Genomic DNA, 21,803 nt, shown 5'->3' with positions numbered 1-21,803 from the left:
AGTTTCCATAAACAAGCAAGGGAGGCATTCGCCTCCCTGCTGTGATGCTATGCCGACATTACTTGACCAGTGTACGCCACTCTGGATGGTCCGTAGTCTTGCCGGTCACCAGGTCAAAGTAAGCCTTTTGCAGTTTTTCGGTGATCGGGCCACGGCGGCCGATCCCGATTTGACGCCCGTCGACTTCGCGAATCGGCGTCACTTCAGCGGCAGTGCCGGTAAAGAACGCTTCGTCGGCGATATACACCTCGTCGCGGGTGATGCGTTTTTCAACAAACTTGTACCCCAGCTCGGTGGCCAGGGTCAGGATCGTGCTGCGGGTAATGCCGTTCAGGCACGCGGTCACGTCCGGGGTGTAGATCACGCCATCCTTGACCAGGAATACGTTTTCACCCGAGCCTTCAGCCACAAAGCCTTCCGGATCGAGCAACAGCGCTTCGTCGGCTCCGCCGGAAATCGCTTCCTGCAGGGCCAGCATCGAGTTGATGTAATGGCCGTTGGCCTTGGCCCGGGTCATGGAGATGTTCACATGATGGCGGGTAAAGGAGCTGGTACGCACCTTGATTCCGACTTCCAGCGCTTCGGCGCCCATGTAGGCACCCCAGCTCCAGGGGGCGATGATCACGTGCACCTTGAGGCCGGTGGCGCGCAGGCCCATGGCTTCGGAACCGTAGAACACCATCGGGCGGATATAGGCGCTGTCGAGGTTGTTTTCACGCACCGCTACGCGGGTCGCTTCGTTGATTTCGTCTTTGCTGAACGGGATCTTCATGCCCATGATGTGGGCCGAATCGAACAGACGGTCAGTGTGCGCCTGCAAGCGGAAAATCGCCGCGCCCTGCGGGGTTTCGTAAGCGCGCACACCTTCAAACACGCCCATGCCGTAGTGCAATGTATGGGTCAGCACATGGGTCGTGGCATCACGCCACGGCACCAGCTTGCCGTCATACCAGATCACACCATCACGATCAGCCATCGACATCATTACGCTCCTCAAAGAATCCAGCACCCGCACCACGAGGCGGCAGGCAAATTGGACGGGCCTTATGGACCCGCCGGATACGTTCTTACAGCTTTAACTCTGTGTGTGAGCCAGCAAATCAGCTCAATCCTAGCTCGGACCAGATGCGCCGTACGTGTTGGCGTTCGACCACAAATTGATCCCCCGTGACCACCCCGGCTTCCTTCTGCAAGGCTTGCCGGTGGGCGACGGCGCGAAAGGCCTTGTAAGCCTCGCGCAACAGGCTGGCATCGGTGGCGGGCATCAGCCCGACCTGCTCCAGCCCTTCCAGAATGCGGATATTGTCGGTGTAGCGCAGTAACGCCGGGTGTTCCCTGGACCACGCCAGGGCCGCGTATTGCACCATAAATTCAATATCGACGATACCTCCGGCGTCCTGCTTGAGGTCGAACGGCACCGTTGCCTCGAAGGCGTTTTCTGCGGTTCCGGCAGCGGTAATCCGGGTGCCCAGGTTGTCGCGCATCTTGGCCCGCATCTCGCTGACCTCCTGACGCAAGGTCGGCAAATCCCGCTCGCGGCCCAATACGCTCGCGCGCACCTGTTCAAAGGCCGCGCCCACCTGTTTGCAGCCCACCAGCACGCGGGCGCGCACCAGTGCCTGATGCTCCCAGGTCCAGGCTTCGTTTTCCTGATAGCGCTCAAAAGCACCTAGCGAGCTGACCAGCAACCCCGAAGCGCCTGACGGGCGCAGGCGCATGTCGACCTCATACAACTGCCCGGAGTTGGTCTGCGCCGTGAGCAAATGGATGATCCGCTGGCCCAGACGGGTGAAAAACTGCGCACCGTCGATGGGCTTGGCGCCATCGGTTTCAGCATTCGGGTCGCCATCGTGGATAAATACCAGGTCCAGATCCGAGCCATGCCCCAGCTCGATGCCACCGACCTTGCCGTAGCCGACAATAATAAAGCCGGGATCGCACAGGCTGCCGTCGGTGCGCTGTGGCGTGCCGTACTTGGCCACTGTCTGGCGCCAGGCCAGGGCCAGCACCTGCTCCAGAATGGCCTCGGCCAGCCAGGTCAGGTAATCGCTGACCTTCATTAAAGGCAGGCTGCCGGAGATTTCCGATGCCGCGACCCGCAAACGGTGGGCCAGCTTGAAGTTGCGCAAGGCTTCCATCTGCTGCTCAAGGTCGTCTTCGGGGATACGCGTCAGGCGTTCACGCAACTCTGCGGCCAGCTCAGGGGCCAGCGGCGGCTTGAACAAACGGCGCTCGTTGAGCAACTCGTCGAGCAGCAACGGGAAACGGGTGATCTGCTCGGCGATCCACGGGCTGGCTGCGCACAGCGTCAGCAAACGGCGCAAAGCATCTGGGTTTTCGGTGAGCAACACTAAATAAGCAGAACGCCGGGCCACCGCCTCGACCAGCGGCAGCACCCGCTCCAGCACCAGATCAGGGTTGGCGTGCTCAACGGCTTGCGCCAGCAAGCGCGGGATAAAAGCATCCAGACGCTCGCGCCCCAAGCGCTGCATAGAGCGCAGTTGCGGACTGGAACGCAGGGCCGCCAGTTGTTTCAGGGCTTTGGGCGCATCGACAAACCCGGCCTCTTCCAACTGCGCGCAGGCTGCGGCATCGTCCTGGACCTCTTCCCACAGCGGCAACCACTCACCACCGACAATCAGCTCGCCTTCGTCGATGACCTCTTCTTCATCAGGGTCAGCAATAACCTGACGGAAGTGCCAGTCAATACGACCACGCCACGCCATCAGCTGTTCATGGAATGCGGTCCAGCTGTCAAAACCCATCATAAAGGCAATGCGGGCCTGATCCTGCTGATTGTCGGGCAGCATTTGAGTCTGGCGGTCGGCAATGGCCTGGATTGCATGCTCGGTGTAACGCAGGAACTCATAACCTTCGCGCAGTTCGCCGACCACCTCTGCAGGCAAGTAGCCCTGGCCTTCCAGGATGGTCAGGACTTTCAGCAGCGGCCGTTGTTGCAGGCTCAGATCGCGGCCGCCGTGAATCAGCTGGAATGCCTGGGCGATAAACTCGACCTCGCGGATACCGCCCGCCCCCAGCTTGATATTGTCAGCCATGCCTTTGCGCCGCACTTCCTGCTGGATCAACTGCTTCATGGTGCGCAGCGCTTCAATCGCAGAAAAATCGAGGTAGCGACGATACACAAACGGGCGTAACAGACTGAGCAACTGCGCGCCCATCACCTGATCACCGGCCACGACCCGGGCCTTGATCATTGCATAACGCTCCCAGTCACGGCCCTGATCCTGGTAGTACTGCTCCAGCGCGTTGAAGCTCAACACCAGCGCACCGGATGAGCCATAAGGACGCAGGCGCATGTCGACGCGAAACACAAAACCGTCGACCGTCATCGGATCCAGCGCCTTGATCAGGCGCTGGCCCAAGCGGATAAAGAACTCCTGATTGTCCAGCGCCCGCTTGGCCCCCACGGTTTCGCCGCCTTCAGGGTAGGCAAAGATCAGGTCGATGTCCGAAGACAGGTTCAGCTCCACGGCGCCGAGCTTGCCCATGCCCAGGATCACCATCGCCTGCGGCTCGCCACTGCGATTGCCAATGGGTGTGCCGAACTGCTGGCAATGACGTTGATACAACCAGCGATAGGCCTGATCGATGCTGGCATCGGCCATGTCCGACAGATCGCGACAGGTCTCGATCAGGTCGGCCTGACGATTGATATCGCGCCAGATAATCCGCACTTGCTGGCGGGTGCGCTGACGACGCAGTGCGCGGCCCAGTTCGTCATCGCTGGTTGCGGCCTGCGCGGCAGCAGCAATCTGCCCGCACAACTCGCCGGGGGCGAAGGTGCGGTCCAGCTCACCCGAGCGCGCCAGTTCGAGCAACATCAAAGGGTCACGCAAAGACTGTTCTATAAAGAAGTCGCTGGCTGCACTGACCCGGCTGAACGCCGACCAGCGCTCGGGCGACCAGTCATCGAGCCCGTGCCCGCCCTCAAGCCCGGCGACTGCCGTGCGCCACGACTGCTCGGCACGGCTGGCCAGTGGCTGTAAAAGACCGGGAATTGGAGCAAGCGACGGGAGGCTCATGGTCTATCCTTGATCGGCTATGGTGTTGCCGAGTACGGTGACAGGAAGAAACAGCGGTTTAATCCGACTGTCGAACAAAGGTTATAAATAGCTGTAAGATCATTTTGTTTAGCATCAAGCCAGCAGATCACCTGCTTATTGCAGATAAAAGCACCAACAATATCGATTTTTCGCACAACGAAACAGGTGGCCATCAGGACCATTCCTGTAGTTTTACTACTGCATGACACACTCGAAAGGCTGAAATGGCCGACGATTTGTAGTAAAACTACACGCCGCTGGAATCAACCTCCGGCCATCCAAGAATTTATGTCGTCTGCCCACAAGGCCAGTCGCAAACTCAGGCAACCGATTCTGGAAGCCTATCCGCCCTGGAGCAAGCCATGCAAGACCTCGATCCCGTCGAAACCCAGGAATGGTTGGACGCCCTGGAATCGGTTCTCGACAAAGAAGGCGAAGACCGCGCTCACTATCTGATGACCCGTATGGGTGAGCTCGCTACCCGCACCGGTTCGCAGCTGCCGTATGCCATCACCACGCCTTATCGCAACACGATTCCCGTAACCCACGAAGCACGCATGCCTGGCGACCTGTTCATGGAACGCCGCATTCGCTCGCTGGTTCGCTGGAACGCCATGGCCATGGTGATGCGCACGAACTTGAAAGATTCTGACCTGGGCGGTCATATCTCCAGCTTCGCTTCCAGCGCAACCCTGTATGACATCGGCTTCAACTACTTCTTCCAGGCCCCGACCGACGCACACGGCGGCGACCTGATCTACTTCCAGGGTCACACCTCGCCAGGCGTTTACGCCCGTGCGTTCATGGAAGGCCGCATCAGCGAAGAACAAATGAACAACTTCCGCCAGGAAGTGGACGGTCAGGGCCTGTCGTCCTACCCGCACCCTTGGCTGATGCCTGATTTCTGGCAGTTCCCGACCGTATCGATGGGCCTTGGCCCGATCCAGGCGATCTACCAGGCGCGCTTCATGAAGTACCTGGAAGCCCGTGGCTACATCCCTGCTGGCCAGAAAGTCTGGTGCTTCCTGGGCGACGGCGAGTGCGACGAGCCGGAATCCCTGGGCGCAATCTCCCTGGCAGGCCGTGAAAACCTCGACAACCTGATCTTCGTCATCAACTGCAACCTGCAGCGCCTCGACGGCCCGGTTCGCGGCAACGGCAAGATCATCCAGGAACTCGAAGGAGTGTTCCGCGGCGCTCAGTGGAACGTAACCAAAGTCATCTGGGGCCGTTTCTGGGACCCGCTGCTGGCCAAAGACGTCGACGGTATCCTGCAACGTCGCATGGACGAAGTCATCGACGGCGAGTACCAGAACTACAAAGCCAAAGACGGCGCGTTCGTACGTGAACACTTCTTCAATACGCCGGAACTCAAGGCGATGGTTGCCGATCTGTCCGATGACGAGATCTGGAAGCTCAACCGTGGCGGCCACGACCCGTACAAGGTCTACGCGGCGTACCACGAAGCGGTCAACCACAAAGACCAGCCAACCGTTATCCTGGCCAAGACCATCAAGGGTTATGGCACCGGCGCCGGCGAAGCGAAAAACACCGCGCACAACACCAAGAAGGTTGATGTTGAAAGCCTGAAGCTGTTCCGCGATCGTTTCGACATCCCGGTCAAAGACGACGAAATCGAAAACCTGCCGTTCTTCAAACCGGAAGCAGGCAGCGCCGAAGCCCGTTACCTGAGCGAGCGCCGTGCCGCACTGGGCGGTTTCGTACCTCAGCGCCGCGCACAGAGCATCAGCATTCCGACCCCGCCACTGGAAACCCTCAAGGCCATCCTTGACGGCTCCGGCGACCGTGAAATTTCCACCACCATGGCTTTCGTGCGGATCCTCGCGCAGCTGGTCAAGGACAAGGAAATCGGCCCGCGCATCGTTCCGATCATCCCGGACGAAGCCCGTACCTTCGGTATGGAAGGCATGTTCCGCCAGCTGGGCATCTACTCCTCTGTCGGCCAGCTCTACGAGCCAGTCGATAAAGACCAGGTGATGTTCTACCGCGAAGACAAAAAAGGTCAGATCCTCGAAGAAGGCATCAACGAAGCAGGCGCCATGAGCTCCTTCATCGCCGCCGGTACTTCGTACTCCAACCACAACCAGCCGATGCTGCCGTTCTACATCTTCTACTCGATGTTCGGCTTCCAGCGTATTGGCGACCTGGCCTGGGCCGCTGGCGACAGCCGCACCCGTGGCTTCCTGATCGGCGGCACCGCCGGGCGTACCACGCTCAACGGTGAAGGCCTGCAGCACGAAGACGGTCACAGCCACATCCTGGCCGGTACCATCCCGAACTGCCGCACCTTTGATCCGACCTACGGCTATGAGCTGGCGGTGATCATTCAGGACGGCATGAAGAAGATGACCGAAGAGCAACAGGACGTCTTCTACTACATCACCGTCATGAACGAGTCCTACCAGCAGCCAGCCATGCCGGCCGGTGTCGAGGAAGGCATCGTCAAGGGCATGTACCTGCTCGAGGAAGACACCAAGGAAGCGGCGCACCACGTTCAGCTGATGGGCTCCGGCACCATCCTGCGTGAAGTCCGTGAAGCGGCGATCATCCTGCGTGAACAGTTCAACATCGGCGCTGACGTATGGAGCGTTACCAGCTTCAACGAACTGCGTCGCGACGGCCTGGCCGTAGAGCGTCACAACCGCCTGCACCCTGGCCAGAAGCCTCAGCTGAGCTACGTTGAAGAGTGCCTGACTGGCCGTAAAGGTCCGGTGATTGCCTCTACCGACTACATGAAGCTGTTCGCCGAACAGATTCGCCAGTGGGTACCGGTCAAGGAATTCAAAGTGCTGGGCACTGACGGTTTCGGCCGCAGCGACAGCCGCAAAAAACTGCGTCACTTCTTTGAAGTAGACCGTCATTTCGTGGTGTTGGCAGCCCTGGAAGCACTGGCTGACCGTGGCGATATCGAACCTAAAGTGGTGGCAGAAGCCATCGTCAAGTTCGGCATCAACCCGGAAAAACGCAACCCACTGGACTGCTGAGGAGAATATTTGTGAGCGAACTCATTCGAGTACCTGACATCGGCAGCGGCGACGGTGAAGTCATCGAGCTGTTTGTAAAAGTCGGCGACCGTATCGAAGCCGATCAGAGCATCCTGACCCTGGAATCGGACAAGGCGAGCATGGAAATCCCTGCTCCCAAGGCCGGCATCGTCAAGAGCCTGAAGATCAAGCTGGGCGACCGCCTGAAAGAAGGCGACGAACTGCTGGAACTGGAAGCCGAGGGCGCCGCTGCGGCGCCTGAAGCACCGGCCCCTGCTGCAGCTCCTGCTGCGGCCGAAAAACCTGCTGCTCCTGCTGCCGAGGCCCCTGCGGCCCCGGCTGCACCTGCCGCTGCTACCATCCAGGACATTCATGTCCCGGATATCGGCTCGTCGGGCAAAGCTAAAATCATCGAAATCCTGGTCAAGGCCGGCGATACCGTCGAGGCTGATCAATCCTTGATCACTCTCGAGTCCGACAAGGCCAGCATGGAAATTCCATCGCCAGCCGCCGGTGTGGTTGAGAGTATTTCGGTCAAGCTGGATGACGAAGTCGGCACTGGCGACTTTATCCTCAAGCTCAAGGTTCAAGGCGCTGCGGCACCTGCTGCTCCTGCCCAGGCCGCTGCTGCTCCAGCACCGGCAAAAGCTGAAGCACCTGCAGCCCCGGCACCTGCTGCGAAAACCGAGGCTGCTCCTGCCCCGGCCGCCGCGCCTGCGCCAAAAGGTGGCAAGGTTCACGCCGGCCCTGCCGTGCGTCAACTGGCCCGCGAATTCGGCGTCGAGCTGAGTGCAGTCACTCCGAGCGGCCCGCACGGCCGTATCATCAAGGAAGACGTGCAGGCGCACGTCAAAGCCATGATGCAAAAAGCCAAGGAAGCACCGGCCGCCGGCGCAACCGGTGGTGCTGGCATTCCGCCGATCCCTGCTGTCGACTTCAGCCGTTTCGGTGAAGTGGAAGAAGTGGCCATGACCCGCCTGATGCAAATCGGCGCGTCGAGCCTGCACCGCAGCTGGCTGAACATTCCGCACGTGACTCAGTTCGACCAGGCTGACATCACCGAGCTGGAAGCCTTCCGCGTCGCGCAAAAAGCCGTCGCAGAAAAAGCCGGCGTGAAACTGACCGTACTGCCTCTGCTGCTCAAGTCCTGCGCGCACCTGCTCAAGGAAATGCCGGACTTCAACAGCTCGCTGGCGCCAAGCGGCAAAGCGATCATCCGCAAGAAGTACGTCAACATCGGCTTCGCCGTTGACACCCCGGATGGCCTGCTGGTACCTGTGATCAAGAACGTTGATCAGAAGAGCCTGTTGCAACTGGCTGCTGAAGCCGCTGCACTGGCCGCCAAGGCCCGTGACAAGAAGCTCACCGCTGACGACATGCAAGGCGCGTGCTTCACCATTTCCAGCCTCGGTCACATTGGCGGCACCGGCTTCACGCCGATCGTCAACGCACCGGAAGTGGCGATCCTCGGCGTATCCAAGGCAACCATCCAGCCAGTCTGGGACGGTAAAGCCTTCCAGCCGAAGCTGATGCTGCCACTGTCGCTGTCCTACGATCACCGCGTGATCAACGGCGCTGCTGCTGCACGCTTCACCCAGCGTCTGAGCCAGTTGCTGGGCGACATCCGCACTATCCTGTTGTAAGCCACGCCCCGGCCTTCGTCACTGAAGGCCGGGGTAGCGCACTGTTTTCCGAGCGCCACGCTCGTACCTCAACCCCGCCATTTGGCGGGGCTTTTTTTTGCCTGCGATTTGAAGAGCCCCTCACCCTAGCCCTCTCCCTTTGGGAGAGGGCTAGGGTGAGGGGCTTTTCTGACACTCACTGCCCTTCAAGCACTACACCCAGCGCTGAATCCATGAATGGGTCAACCACCCAACCACTTCTACCGTTAACCAAAGGAATTGAACCACGCGATTGCCATCGCCCAAACATCAGAAAGGATTTCGATGTGATCCCACCCACCGTTGGCCCGATAGTGGGCTTTACCACTTCACAGCACGCGCGCATTTTTGTCCGCGGCGAACTCGACAAAAACAACGCCGTCTTCGCCGGTATCCGGCATCGCAAGGCTGGCGACAGCCAGTGGTCTGTCGGTGTGTTTTCAAGACTGAGCCCTGAGTTCGACATGTCCGATACGCTGGTCTTGAACACTCTGCACAGTGATACCCGCTACGAATACCAGGCTGGCTGGTTCGCCACCGCAAACCCCGGGCACACGACTGAAACCGTCAAGCAGATCCCGCTTCAATGGCCTGCCACGGTATACAGTTTCAAGACCGACTCAACTGCACGCAACCGTACTCGCCGATATGTCGTTGGCTCTTGCCGCTACCTCAGGCTCACGGCAGGCATCCCTTCTGCCCCGCACCTAGGGGACGAAATCTTCGGCAACATCCATGCACTGACCCGCCAGCAAAGCATTGATGCTGTGGTGATGGCCGGCGATCAGGTGTATGTCGATGACCTGAATATTGTGGCCCCGGACCGCGACTACTCCAGCATCACCCGAAAATACCGCGCCGCTTTCACACAACCCCATATCCGCAAGCTAATGGCAGGCACTGCGACCTACATGATCCTCGACGACCATGAAATCGAAGATAACTGGCCAGCCAATCGGGATACCGGAGATAAAACGCTCTACAACAACGCCATGAGAGCTTACGAGGCTTACCAGTGCAGCCATGGCCCGGCCCACGACCTGCTGCCCGACGGGCGCATCAACCGCAACCTGTCCCGCTACTGGTACAGGTTTGCCAACGCTGACATCGACTGGTTCGTCATGGATTGCCGCACCGAGCGCACCCTTACGGGGCGTGACAAACGCATGATCGGCGTCACTCAGGAACAGGCACTGCTCAAATGGCTGATCAACAGCAACGCCAGGGTCAAGTTCATCGTCAGCAGCGTCATGCTTATGCCCGACCAACGGCGCGACAATGACGGCTGGAAGGCCTTTGCGGCGCAGCGCAACCGCATCCTCGAAACCATTCGCAGCAACGCCATCAAGAACGTGGTGTTCGTGTCGGGCGATATTCATGGCTCGCTCTGCTGTCATCTGACCCACGACAAAAGCCCGGACTTTATCGTACACAGCGTGGTGTCCTCACCCCTGTGCAATACCAGACTGCTGCCGTACGCGAATGTCAGAGACCTGCTCGTCAACGCCCCCTTGACCAGCGTGGGCACAGGCACTTACTCACTCAAGCTCAACAGTCGAGTGGTCAGCGAAGACAACTTCGTCTGCCTGAGCATTAGCGGCCAACAACTCAAGGTTGATTTTCACAATAAAAAGGGCCGGATTATCGAGTCCGCAACTGTTGAGCTTAAATAAGCTGCAAACCTTGCCGATCGGCCTGCAGGAAATCCCCGACCGGCCGATAAGCCCTTATAGCACTTAGCCTTTATGTTCACTTGTCAGCACGCCGAGCATGATGCAACCTTGCCGTCTACCACAGAGACAGGGTGACAGCCCGTGCGCAATCCGCATTTGTGAAGCGAGTGCCCCAATGAAAAGCCAGCCTGATGCTGCCCCGCGCCTGGCAGCCGAGGTCGTGACCCAGCTCCCCGTACCTTCCAGGCTCGGCATGCTGCGTTTCGAACGGCTTAATGAAGCCAGCTGGGCCATGCTCTATCTCGACCCGCACTGCGAGCGCCAATTCGGCATGCCCGCGGCAGACTTGTGCGCGCTGGTTGGCTCGCCTTACGCCAGTCTGATGGAACCCCGCGCCGCTATCACCTGCACGATGCAATCGAGCATCAGCTCAGGACCAGCCACCACTACGTTGTGCATTACACCCTGCACACCGCCCTGGGCCCACTGAACCTGATGGAGCTGGGCGAGGCCTATAAACAGCACAATCGACATTTTTTGCGCGGCTATCTGCTGGCCATTGAAGACAGCGCTGCCAGCCCTTCGCCCGCCCCGGTGGCCGAACTTGAAACACAAAACAGCCGCCTGCAGATCGCCCTGGCGCTCAACCAGCGTACCCAGGCGGATCAACTTCAGCATCTGGAGCGCGTGCGTGCCCAGCAGGACTTGATCCTGCGCCTCGCCCGTCATCGCTACAGCCAGCACAATTCGCTGCAAGAAGCCGCCGAGCTGATCACCCGCAGCGCCTGCGATATCTATCAAATCGATGGTGCCAGCCTGTGGAATCTTGAAGGCAACCGGTTGCTGCCTGTTTCGGCGTTCGAACGCGAGACCCAGGCCCATGTCGCGCAAGACATCTTCGATGCCAGCCACTTCCCCGACTACCTGGAAGCCTTGCACACCAGCCGTTCGATCGACGCGCCGAACGCCAGCCGCGACCCACGCACCCGCGAACTGGTGGCCAGCCTGGGCCGGCACGAAGCCAATGCCATGCTCGACGCAGGTATCCGCATCGACGGTCAGGTGGTGGGCGTCCTGTGCCTGGAGCAGGTCGGCAGAACCCGCGCCTGGCAAGCGGACGAAATCGCCTTCGCCGGCGAGCTGGCCGACCAGTTTGCCCAGGTCATCAACAACCACAACCGCCGCGCTGCCACCAACGCCCTGCACCTGTTCCAGCGCGCCGTCGAACAAAGTGCCAACGCCTTTTTGCTGGTCAACTGCGATGGCGTGGTGGAGTACGTAAACCCCAGCTTTACCGCCATCACCCAATACAGCACCGAGGAAGTCCAGGGCCATAAACTGTCCGAGCTGCCCGCTCTGGAAAACCTCAGCGAACTGCTCTTCGATGCTCACTCCAGTCTGAGCAAAGGTAACAGCTGGCAGGGTGAATTCAAGAGCCGACGCAAAAACCTGGAACCCTACTGGGGGCAGATGTCGATTTCCAAGGTGTATGGCGACAACCGTGAGCTGACCCACTACATCGGTATTTATGAAGACATCACCGAGGCCAAGCTGGCGCAGCAGCGCATCGAACGCCTGGCCTACACCGACAACCTGACCAACCTGGGCAACCGCCCGGCCTTTATCCGCAACCTCGATGAACGCTTCGCCCGCAACAGCAACACGCCGGTGTGCCTGTTGCTGGTGGACATCGACAACTTCAAGCGCATCAATGACAGCCTTGGCCACCAGACCGGCGACAAGCTGCTGATCAGCCTGGCCCGGCGCCTGCGCAACAGCCTGAGCGCCAGCGATGGGCTGGCGCGCTTTGCCAGTAACGAATTCGCGGTATTGCTGGACGATACTGACCTGACGACCGGACAGCAAATTGCCAGCCAGTTGCTGATGACCCTCGACAAGCCGATGTTCGTCGATAACCAGCTGATCAGCGTCACCGGCTCGGTCGGGGTAGCCTGTGCGCCCTTGCATGGCCGGGATCCGCAAACCCTGATGCGCAACGCAGGCCTGGCGCTGCACAAGGCCAAGGCCTGCGGCAAGCACCAGGTGCAGGTGTTTACCGAAGCCCTGAATGCCGAAGCCAGCTACAAACTGTTTGTCGAAAACAACCTGCGCCGCGCCCTGACCCAGAACGAACTTGAGGTGTTCTACCAGCCCAAGCTGTGCCTGCGTACCGGACGACTGCTGGGCATGGAAGCCCTGCTGCGCTGGAACCACCCTAAAAACGGCATGATCCGCCCCGATCAGTTCATCAGCGTGGCCGAAGAAACCGGGCTGATCATCCCTATCGGCAAATGGGTCGCCCGCCAGGCCTGCCGGATGAGCCGGCAACTGAGCCTGGCCGGGCTGGGCAGTCTGCAAGTAGCGATCAACGTGTCGCCCAAGCAGTTTTCCGACCCGGACCTGGTTGCCTCGATTGCCAGTATCCTCAAGGAAGAACAGTTACCGGCTGCGCTGCTGGAGCTGGAGCTGACCGAAGGCTTGCTGCTGGAAGCCACCGACGACACCCGCCTGCAACTCGACCAACTGAAAAAACTGGGCCTGACCCTGGCCATGGACGATTTCGGCACCGGCTACTCATCGCTCAGCTACTTGAAAAAATTTCCGATCGACATCATCAAGATCGACCGCAGCTTTATCAAAGACATCCCCGACAACCAGAACGACATGGAAATCACCTCCGCCGTGATTGCCATGGCCCACAACCTCAAGCTCAAAGTGGTTGCCGAGGGCATTGAAACCGCTGCACAGTTGGCATTCCTGCGCCGCCATCGCTGTGATGTAGGCCAGGGTTATCTGTTCGACCGACCTATCCCCGGCAGCGAACTGATAGAAAAACTCAAACGCTACCCGCGTGGCCCACTGGCCTGACAGCGCCGTAACACTCGGGCACACTAGCAGCCTGACTTCCTACACTCTGACTGAGAGGACATGAAACATGGTCTTGCGCTCGGAAATCCTGGTGAATAAAAACGTGCTACCCACTAAAGAACAAGCCCTGCCCGGCCGTGACACTCACGTACAACTGCCGGAAACCCACTACGTCACCGGCCAGCCGCTACTGGGCCCGTTCCCGATGAACGTGGACTTCGCGATTTTTGGCCTGGGTTGCTTCTGGGGCGCAGAACGCAAGTTCTGGGAGCGCGAAGGCGTAGTCAGCACCGTAGTGGGCTATGCGGGCGGCTACACGCCGAACCCGACCTACGAAGAAGTCTGCTCGGGCCTGACCGGCCACACCGAAGTGGTGCTGGTGGTCTACGAACCGGAAGTGGTCAGCTACAAGCAATTGCTGGCCATGTTCTGGGAACTGCACAACCCCACCCAAGGCATGCGCCAGGGTAACGACATCGGCACCCAGTACCGCTCGGTGATCTACTGCACCACCCCTGAACAGCTTGAGCAGGCACTGGAAAGCAAGAAGGTGTTCCAGGCGGAACTGGACAAGGCCGGGCTGGGCACCATCACCACTGAAATCGACCAGGCGCCAACGGTGTACTTCGCCGAGGCATACCACCAGCAGTACCTGGCGAAAAACCCGCAGGGTTATTGCGGTATCGGCGGCACCGGTGTGACCTGCCCGATTTGATGTAGCACAAAAAACGGTGGGAGCGGGCTTGCTCGCGATGCAAGCGACTCGGTGTTTCTGTTACACCGCATCGCCTCGATCGCGAGCAAGTCCGCTCTCACATTGGTTTTCAGCTATTTTCCGCAATCAACCATTCCATCTGCCAGCCACCCTGGGTTTGACCCAGTTTTTTGGCCAGCCACGGCAACAGTTCGCGCAGCTCTTCTTCGAGACCCCAAGGCGGGTTGGCGATCGCCAGGCCCGAACCATTGAGGCTGTTGGGCGTATCCAGCGGATGCACGAACAACTCCACCTGCAGCAACTTCGGTGCACCTGAACCTACCAGGTCCTGATAGAAACGACGCAACTGGCGCTTGTCCTTGATCGGATACCAGATCGCTACAACGGTCTGGCGCATGCGACTGATCGCGTCTTTCAACGATTCGGCGCAGCGCTTCATTTCGTCGAGTTTCTCGAACGGCGGGTCGATCAGCATCAAGCCACGCTTTTCAGCCACCGGCAGCAAAGCACGCGGCACATGCCAGCCTTCGCCCAAATGCACCGCTACGCGGCGATCACCCTTCATGTTGTCTTTGAGCAATACGCCGTCTTCGGGGTGTTTCTCGTTCAACAGCACACGGTCCTGGGAACGGGTCAGGCGTCGCGCCCACTCCGGCGAGCCCGGGTAATAGCGCAACTCGCCATCCGGGTTCATCTTGTGCAGTACTTGCATGTAGTCATCAGTCACTGCAGGCAGGTCTTTCTGCCCCCACAACCGTGCAATGCCTTCAAGGTACTCGCCCGTGCGGTTGGCCTGATCGCCCTTGAGGTCGTACAGACCAATACCGGCGTGGGTATCGAGATAGGCAAAAGGCTGCTCTTTGCGCGACATCAGGGCGATGAGGCGGGTCAAGACGATATGTTTGAAGACGTCGGCGTGGTTGCCGGCGTGGAAGGCGTGACGATAGTTCATGGTTGCTCCTGCGCAGGAGGCGAAGTTTACCTTGTACGCAACCTGACGTCAGGTCGCGGGCGTTTTTTCCGAGATACGGTGAGCAACGCCCAGGCAAAAAAAACGGCCCGTCTCACCTGGAGACGGGCCGTTTTTGAACACTTCAAGGTCAGCGCAAGCGCTTCTCTGATCAGCTGTTTTGCTGGAAGTCTTTTTCAGCAGCGTCGAAACGCTCGATCATGCCTTTGCTTGGGCCTTTGCCCGCAAGGCTTGCCAGCACAATGGCCAGGCTGCCCAGGATAAAGCCCGGGATGATTTCGTACAGGCCAAACAAGGCGAAATGCTTCCACACGATCACGGTAATGGCACCGACCAGAATACCGGCCAATGCACCATTACGGGTCATGCCTTTCCACAGTACAGAGATCAGTACTACTGGACCGAACGCAGCACCGAAACCTGCCCACGCGTAGCTCACCAGACCCAGCACACGGTTCTCCGGGTTGGAGGCCAGTGCAATGGCGATCAGTGCAACCACCAGCACCATGATCCGGCCAACCCATACCAGTTCCAGCTGGGAGGCATTTTTACGCAGGAAGGACTTGTAGAAGTCTTCGGTCAGGGCACTGGAGCACACCAGCAACTGGCAGCTCAGGGTACTCATGACCGCAGCCAGAATGGCCGACAGCAGCACACCGGCAATCCACGGGTTGAACAGCAGCTTGGCCAGTTCAATGAATACGCGCTCTGGGTTTTCGGTCACCGGCCCGGCCACTTCAGGGTGTGCCGAGAAGTAAGCGATACCGAAAAAGCCTACAGCGACCGTACCGGCCAGGCACAGGATCATCCAGGTCATGGAGATGCGACGCGCCTTGGCGATCGACTTGACCGAATCAGCGGCCATGAAACGCGCCAGAATGTGCGGTTGACCGAAGTAACCCAGACCCCAGCCCATCAGCGAGATGATGCCGATGAAGGACGTGCCCTTGAGCATGTCGAAGTTGCTTGGGTCGTTGGCCTCGATGGCCAGGAACGTGGTGTCTACGCCACCCGTGGCCAGCAGCACGATGATAGGCGTCAGGATCAGCGCGAAGATCATCAGGGTGGCTTGAACCGTGTCGGTCCAGCTCACTGCCAGGAACCCACCGATAAAGGTATAGGCGATGGTCGCCGCAGCACCGGCCCACAAGGCGGATTCGTAAGACATGCCGAAGGTGCTTTCGAACAGACGGGCGCCGGCCACAATGCCGGAAGCGCAGTAGATGGTGAAGAACACCAGAATCACGATGGCCGAGATGATCCGCAGCAAACCGCTTTTGTCTTCAAAACGGCTGGAGAAGTAATCCGGCAAGGTCAGCGCATCACCGTTGTGCTCGGTCTGTACCCGCAGGCGACCGGCAACAAACAGCCAGTTCAGGTAAGCGCCGGTCACCAGACCGATGGCGATCCAGCTTTCCGACAAGCCGGACATGTAGATCGCACCCGGCAAACCCATCAACAACCAGCCGCTCATGTCGGAGGCACCGGCGGACAATGCAGTGACAACGCTGCCCAGGCTACGGCCACCGAGAATATAGTCAGAAAGGTTGTTGGTGGAGCGATAAGCCATCAGGCCAATCAGCACCATTGCCGCAATATAGATCACGAACGTGATCAGGGTTGGGTTACTAACACTCATTGATAAAGCCCTGGCATTGTTTTTATGTTTAGCGGCGGTCTGGCCGTACGCTCACAAACGTCCTGTTTGAGACGATTAACCCTGCCGCGCATTTATGACTGATGTTTCCCCAGGAAATCCATCAGCCGATGAACCAATCTTCTGTAGGAGGTTGCACCTTGGGCGCGAATGCTATGCAACAAAGCAAATCGGGTGCAACCAGTTTCTGCGAGCCAAGTTGCACCTTGTCGCCTTTTCGTCTCAATTCGGAGTTTTTGCGCCTTTTCGGAGCAAAGACCCTACCAAACCAAACAGAAAGCACCACACCAGGGCACTGATTTCACCCCGCCTGAATATTCCTGACGAAGCGTCGACCAATCCACAAAAAAACGGGTTGCACCTAGTTGCACCCGTTTCGGCGCAGCGCTAATCTTGCCGCTAGCTGCTGCCACGCAAATGTGGCACCCATGAGGATAAAAAAATGGCTACCACCACCCTTGGGGTCAAACTTGATGACCCGACCCGCGAGCGCCTCAAGGCCGCCGCGACCTCGATTGATCGCACGCCACACTGGCTGATCAAGCAGGCAATCTTCAATTACCTGGAAAAACTCGAGGGTGGTGCAACCCTGACCGAGTTGAGCGGTATCCCTGGTTCTGCCAGCGATGACGCCGACGAAGTACAAGCCGACCACGCGCATCAATGCTTCCTGGAGTTCGCAGAAAGCATCCTGCCGCAGTCCGTACTGCGCGCTGCCATTACTTCGGCGTACCGTCGCCCGGAACCTGAAGTAGTGCCCATGTTGCTGGAGCAGGCGCGACTGCCAGCCCCTATGGCCGAAGCCACGCAAACCCTGGCAGCCTCGATTGCCGAAAAATTGCGCAACCAGAAGAGCGCCGGCGGCCGTGCCGGTATCGTGCAGGGCTTGCTGCAGGAGTTTTCCCTGTCGTCCCAGGAGGGCGTGGCCCTGATGTGCCTGGCTGAGGCGCTGCTGCGTATCCCGGACAAAGGCACCCGCGACGCCCTTATTCGCGACAAGATCAGCACTGGCAACTGGCACCCGCACCTGGGCAACAGCCCGTCGCTGTTCGTCAACGCTGCGACCTGGGGTCTGTTGCTGACCGGCAAGCTGGTGTCGACGCACAACGAAGCAGGCCTGACCTCCTCCCTGAGCCGCATTATCGGCAAGAGCGGCGAGCCGATGATCCGCAAGGGCGTCGACATGGCCATGCGCCTGATGGGCGAGCAGTTTGTCACCGGCGAAACCATCGCCGAAGCCCTGGCCAACGCCACGCGCTTTGAAGCCAAGGGCTTCCGTTATTCCTACGACATGCTCGGCGAAGCCGCACTCACCGAACATGACGCACAAAAGTACCTCGCGTCCTACGAGCAAGCCATCCACTCGATTGGCAAAGCCTCCCACGGTCGCGGCATCTATGAAGGCCCGGGCATTTCCATCAAGCTGTCGGCCCTGCACCCGCGCTACAGCCGCGCCCAGTACGAACGCGTGATGGACGAGCTGTACCCGCGCCTGTTGTCGCTGACCTTGCTGGCCAAGAAGTATGACATCGGTCTCAATATCGACGCCGAAGAAGCAGACCGCCTGGAAATCTCTCTCGACCTGCTCGAGCGCCTGTGCTTCGAGCCGCAGCTGGCTGGCTGGAACGGCATCGGCTTCGTGATTCAGGCTTACCAGAAGCGCTGCCCGTATGTGATCGACTACGTGATCGACCTGGCTCGCCGCAGTCGTCATCGCCTGATGATCCGCCTGGTGAAGGGCGCGTACTGGGACAGTGAAATCAAACGCGCCCAAGTCGAAGGCCTGGAAGGCTATCCGGTCTACACCCGCAAGGTGTACACCGACGTGTCCTACCTCGCTTGTGCGAAAAAGCTGCTGGCCGTACCAGAAGCCATCTACCCGCAATTCGCCACCCACAACGCCCAAACGCTGTCGGCGATTTATCACATTGCCGGTCAAAACTACTACCCGGGTCAGTACGAGTTCCAGTGCCTGCACGGCATGGGTGAACCCCTCTACGAACAGGTTGTAGGCAAGGTTGCCGAAGGCAAGCTGAACCGTCCGTGCCGTGTGTACGCCCCAGTGGGTACCCACGAAACACTGCTGGCTTACCTGGTGCGACGCCTGCTGGAAAACGGCGCGAACACCTCGTTCGTTAACCGTATCGCCGACCACACTATCGCAATCCACGAGTTGGTGGCCGATCCAGTCAGCCAGATTGAACAAATGGCCACGACCGAAGGCGGCTTCGGCTTGCCGCACCCGCGCATCCCGTTGCCGCGTGATCTGTATGGCAGCGAACGCGCCAACTCCAGCGGCATCGACATGTCCAACGAACACCGTTTGGCGTCGCTGTCCTGCGCCTTGCTGGCCACGGCCCATAACGACTGGAAAGCCGCGCCGATGCTCGGTTGTGACTCCAGCAACGAAGCCCCGGCGGCGGTGCTCAACCCGGCCGACCTGCGTGATGTGGTGGGTCATGTACAAGAAGCCACCGTTGAAGACGCCGATAACGCTATCCAGTGTGCCCTGAGCGCCGCACCGATCTGGCAGGCCACCCCGCCCGCCGAGCGCGCTGCGATCCTGGAGCGCGCCGCCGACCTGATGGAAGGCGAGATCCAGCCACTGATGGGCCTGCTGGCCCGTGAAGCTGGCAAGACCTTCGCCAACGCTATCGCCGAAGTGCGCGAAGCAGTGGACTTCCTGCGCTACTACGCGGTGCAGGCCCGTAACGACTTCACCAACGATGCCCACCGCCCGCTGGGCCCGGTGGTCTGCATCAGCCCGTGGAACTTCCCGCTGGCCATCTTCAGCGGCCAGGTGGCTGCAGCATTGGCTGCCGGTAACCCGGTACTGGCCAAGCCTGCCGAGCAAACCCCGCTGGTTGCCGCACAAGCCGTACGCATCCTGCTCGAAGCCGGCATCCCGCAAGGCGTGCTGCAATTGCTGCCTGGCCGCGGCGAAACCGTCGGCGCACGCCTGGTGGGTGATGATCGCGTCAAAGGCGTGATGTTCACCGGCTCCACCGAAGTGGCCCGCCTGCTGCAACGCAATATTGCCGGTCGCCTGGATGCCCAGGGCCGCCCTATCCCGCTGATCGCCGAAACTGGCGGCCAGAACGCCATGATCGTCGACTCTTCGGCCCTGACCGAGCAAGTGGTTATCGACGTGGTGTCTTCGGCCTTCGACAGCGCCGGTCAACGTTGCTCGGCACTGCGGGTACTGTGCCTGCAAGAGGACTCGGCAGATCGCGTCATCGAAATGCTCAAAGGTGCCATGGCCGAATCGCGCATGGGCAACCCCGAGCGCTTGAACGTGGACATCGGCCCGGTGATCGACGCCGAAGCCAAGGCCGGGATCGAGCAGCATATCCAGGGCATGCGCGACAAGGGCCGCTCTGTGTACCAGATGGCCATCGCCGATAGCGAAGAATGTAAACGCGGCACCTTTGTCATGCCGACCCTGATTGAACTGGAAAGCTTTGACGAGCTGGAACGCGAGATCTTCGGGCCGGTGCTGCACGTGGTGCGCTACAAGCGCAAAGACATCGACCAGTTGATCGCACAGATCAACGCTTCGGGTTATGGCCTGACACTGGGCGTGCATACCCGTATCGACGAAACCATTGCCAAGGTGGTCAACAACGTCAACGCCGGTAACGTCTACGTCAACCGCAACATCGTTGGTGCAGTGGTCGGCGTGCAACCGTTCGGCGGTGAAGGCCTGTCGGGTACCGGCCCGAAAGCCGGTGGCCCGCTGTACCTGTACCGCCTGCTGTCGACCCGCCCGGGCAATGCAATCGAGCAATCGTTCGCCAAGGTCGATGCCGTGACCGCACCGGACACCCAGGCCCGCGAGGCCATGAGCAAACCGCTCAGCGCCCTGCAAGCCTGGGCAACCAGCAACCAGCAACCAGCACTGGCCGAGCTGTGCACCGAGTACGCTGCACACTCGCAAAGTGGCATCACGCGCCTGCTCAACGGCCCGACCGGCGAACGCAACAGCTACGCCATTCTGCCGCGTGAACATGTGCTGTGCCTGGCTGAAGTTGAAAGCGACCTGCTGACCCAACTGGCTGCCGTTCTGGCCGTGGGCAGCTCGGCGGTACTGCCGCAAAGTGAACTGGCCAAGGCCCTGCTGGCCCGCCTGCCTGCAGAGGTGCAGCCACGCATCACACTGGTCGCGGACTGGACCAAGGACGAAGTGATCTTCGACGCCGTCCTGCACCACGGCGACTGTGACCAGTTGCGTGACGTGTGCCAGCAAGTGGCACAACGCGCAGGCGCCATCGTTGGCGTACAGGGCCTGTCCCAGGGCGAAACCAATATCGCCCTGGAACGCCTGGTGATCGAGCGCGCACTGAGCGTCAACACCGCTGCTGCGGGTGGCAACGCAAGCCTGATGACCATCGGTTGAGGATGTGATCGGGCAATAAAAAACCGGGCACCCGAAAGGGTTGCCCGGTTTTTTTACGCCATGAACTCAACGTTGGCTCATGAATTCCATATAGCCAACGATGGCCATCAACAACGTGCCGGCCACCATCCAGGCAAAATTAGCCCAGCTCAGGGCCTTGTTGACGCTGCCCTGCGGGTCACCCGCCAGCATATTGATTGCGCGCTGGGCCGCCACCAGCATTGCACAACAACCGGTGATCAGTACTGCATTGGTGAACAACACATAGACCGCATCCGCGGGCCGGGTAAACAGCGTGGACACCAGCACCGAGAACATGACCAGCAGCATAATGAGCAGGCCTCTGGTCTCGGGTTGCCAAAAATAGCAGCGCCCTGTCCTGTCGAGGCCGTTCTGAACCACTTCAAACAGCGGCAGGATAAAAAATGGCCAGAGCGCAGCGCGCAGCAACGGCGCGATCGGCGCCCCGGTTTCCGCTTTGTAGGACGCCCAGTTGCGATATGACCAATAGACCATGTACCCGCCTGCCGTAAGCCCATACAGCAGCAGAAACTTGCTGACAGACACGACATAAAGGTTGATTCGTTTGTCGTCACACCACGGTGTTGTCTTCGATAGCCTGTTGCCAGCCTCAGTAGCAGGGTTCATGTCATGTCCGTGCGCAAGTGGGAGGCCGCAGTACACACAATTTACCTAATATAAAAATGCAGTGAAAATCCCATTTTTTTGTAAGAAAGGCCTTCAGTCCTACTCGACAGGCCCAAACACCTCCAGGGTGTAATCCATTCAAAACC

The 21,803-nt window shown here is 59.4% G+C and carries 10 protein-coding genes and 1 pseudogene; 6 read left to right on the top strand and 5 right to left on the bottom strand.

The window, feature by feature from the left end:
* Positions 1-58: 58 nt before the first annotated feature.
* Both FHL07_RS14560 and glnE read right to left on the bottom strand, forming a co-directional pair.
* Positions 59-982, bottom strand: a complete 924-nt coding sequence (locus FHL07_RS14560; protein ID WP_095000905.1) for a branched-chain amino acid transaminase — start codon at positions 980-982, stop codon at positions 59-61.
* A gap of 118 nt (positions 983-1,100) precedes the next feature.
* The gene (gene glnE, locus FHL07_RS14555; protein ID WP_095000904.1) at positions 1,101-4,043 is read right to left on the bottom strand and encodes a bifunctional [glutamate--ammonia ligase]-adenylyl-L-tyrosine phosphorylase/[glutamate--ammonia-ligase] adenylyltransferase; all 2,943 of its coding nucleotides are present in this window, start codon (positions 4,041-4,043) and stop codon (positions 1,101-1,103) included.
* A gap of 383 nt (positions 4,044-4,426) precedes the next feature.
* On the opposite strand from glnE, the gene aceE reads away from it, so the two are divergent.
* From aceE to msrA, 5 genes and pseudogenes are all read left to right on the top strand, one after another.
* Entirely contained in the window at positions 4,427-7,069 is a 2,643-nt protein-coding gene (aceE, locus tag FHL07_RS14550) for a pyruvate dehydrogenase (acetyl-transferring), homodimeric type (protein WP_095000903.1), read from the top strand.
* A gap of 11 nt (positions 7,070-7,080) precedes the next feature.
* Positions 7,081-8,712 carry a dihydrolipoyllysine-residue acetyltransferase gene (aceF, locus tag FHL07_RS14545; protein ID WP_095000902.1) on the top strand — a complete coding sequence of 544 codons (1,632 nt, stop codon included), beginning with the start codon at positions 7,081-7,083 and terminating at the stop codon, positions 8,710-8,712.
* Between the two features lie 305 nt (positions 8,713-9,017).
* Entirely contained in the window at positions 9,018-10,403 is a 1,386-nt protein-coding gene (locus FHL07_RS14540; protein WP_138738622.1) for an alkaline phosphatase D family protein, read from the top strand.
* Positions 10,404-10,578: 175 nt separating this feature from the next.
* Positions 10,579-13,271, top strand: a pseudogene (locus FHL07_RS14535) (sensor domain-containing phosphodiesterase).
* A 67-nt stretch (positions 13,272-13,338) separates the two neighbouring features.
* Positions 13,339-13,986, top strand: coding sequence for a peptide-methionine (S)-S-oxide reductase MsrA (msrA, locus tag FHL07_RS14530; protein ID WP_095000899.1), 648 nt, complete (start codon positions 13,339-13,341; stop codon positions 13,984-13,986).
* A 109-nt stretch (positions 13,987-14,095) separates the two neighbouring features.
* Here the strand turns inward: msrA and FHL07_RS14525 are convergent, their stop codons facing one another.
* On the bottom strand, positions 14,096-14,938 hold the full coding sequence (locus FHL07_RS14525; protein ID WP_138738621.1) for a 23S rRNA (adenine(2030)-N(6))-methyltransferase RlmJ: 843 nt from the start codon (positions 14,936-14,938) through the stop codon (positions 14,096-14,098).
* A gap of 169 nt (positions 14,939-15,107) precedes the next feature.
* On the bottom strand, positions 15,108-16,595 hold the full coding sequence (gene putP / locus FHL07_RS14520) for a sodium/proline symporter PutP (protein ID WP_095000897.1): 1,488 nt from the start codon (positions 16,593-16,595) through the stop codon (positions 15,108-15,110).
* Positions 16,596-17,055: 460 nt separating this feature from the next.
* Between putP and putA the strand changes: the two genes are divergently transcribed.
* Complete coding sequence (gene putA, locus FHL07_RS14515) at positions 17,056-21,009, top strand: trifunctional transcriptional regulator/proline dehydrogenase/L-glutamate gamma-semialdehyde dehydrogenase (RefSeq protein ID WP_095017706.1); 3,954 nt, start codon at positions 17,056-17,058, stop codon at positions 21,007-21,009.
* A gap of 66 nt (positions 21,010-21,075) precedes the next feature.
* On the opposite strand, the gene FHL07_RS14510 is transcribed toward putA, so the two are convergent.
* On the bottom strand, positions 21,076-21,657 hold the full coding sequence (locus tag FHL07_RS14510; RefSeq protein WP_095017707.1) for a hypothetical protein: 582 nt from the start codon (positions 21,655-21,657) through the stop codon (positions 21,076-21,078).
* Between the last annotated feature and the right edge of the window lie 146 nt (positions 21,658-21,803).

Origin of the sequence: Pseudomonas sp. FSL W7-0098, from assembly GCF_005930585.1 — a bacterium.
GTDB lineage: Bacteria > Pseudomonadota > Gammaproteobacteria > Pseudomonadales > Pseudomonadaceae > Aquipseudomonas > Aquipseudomonas bubulae.
The sequence above is the reverse complement of the archived record's forward strand: the minus strand, read 5'-3'. Positions and strand labels throughout refer to the sequence as shown.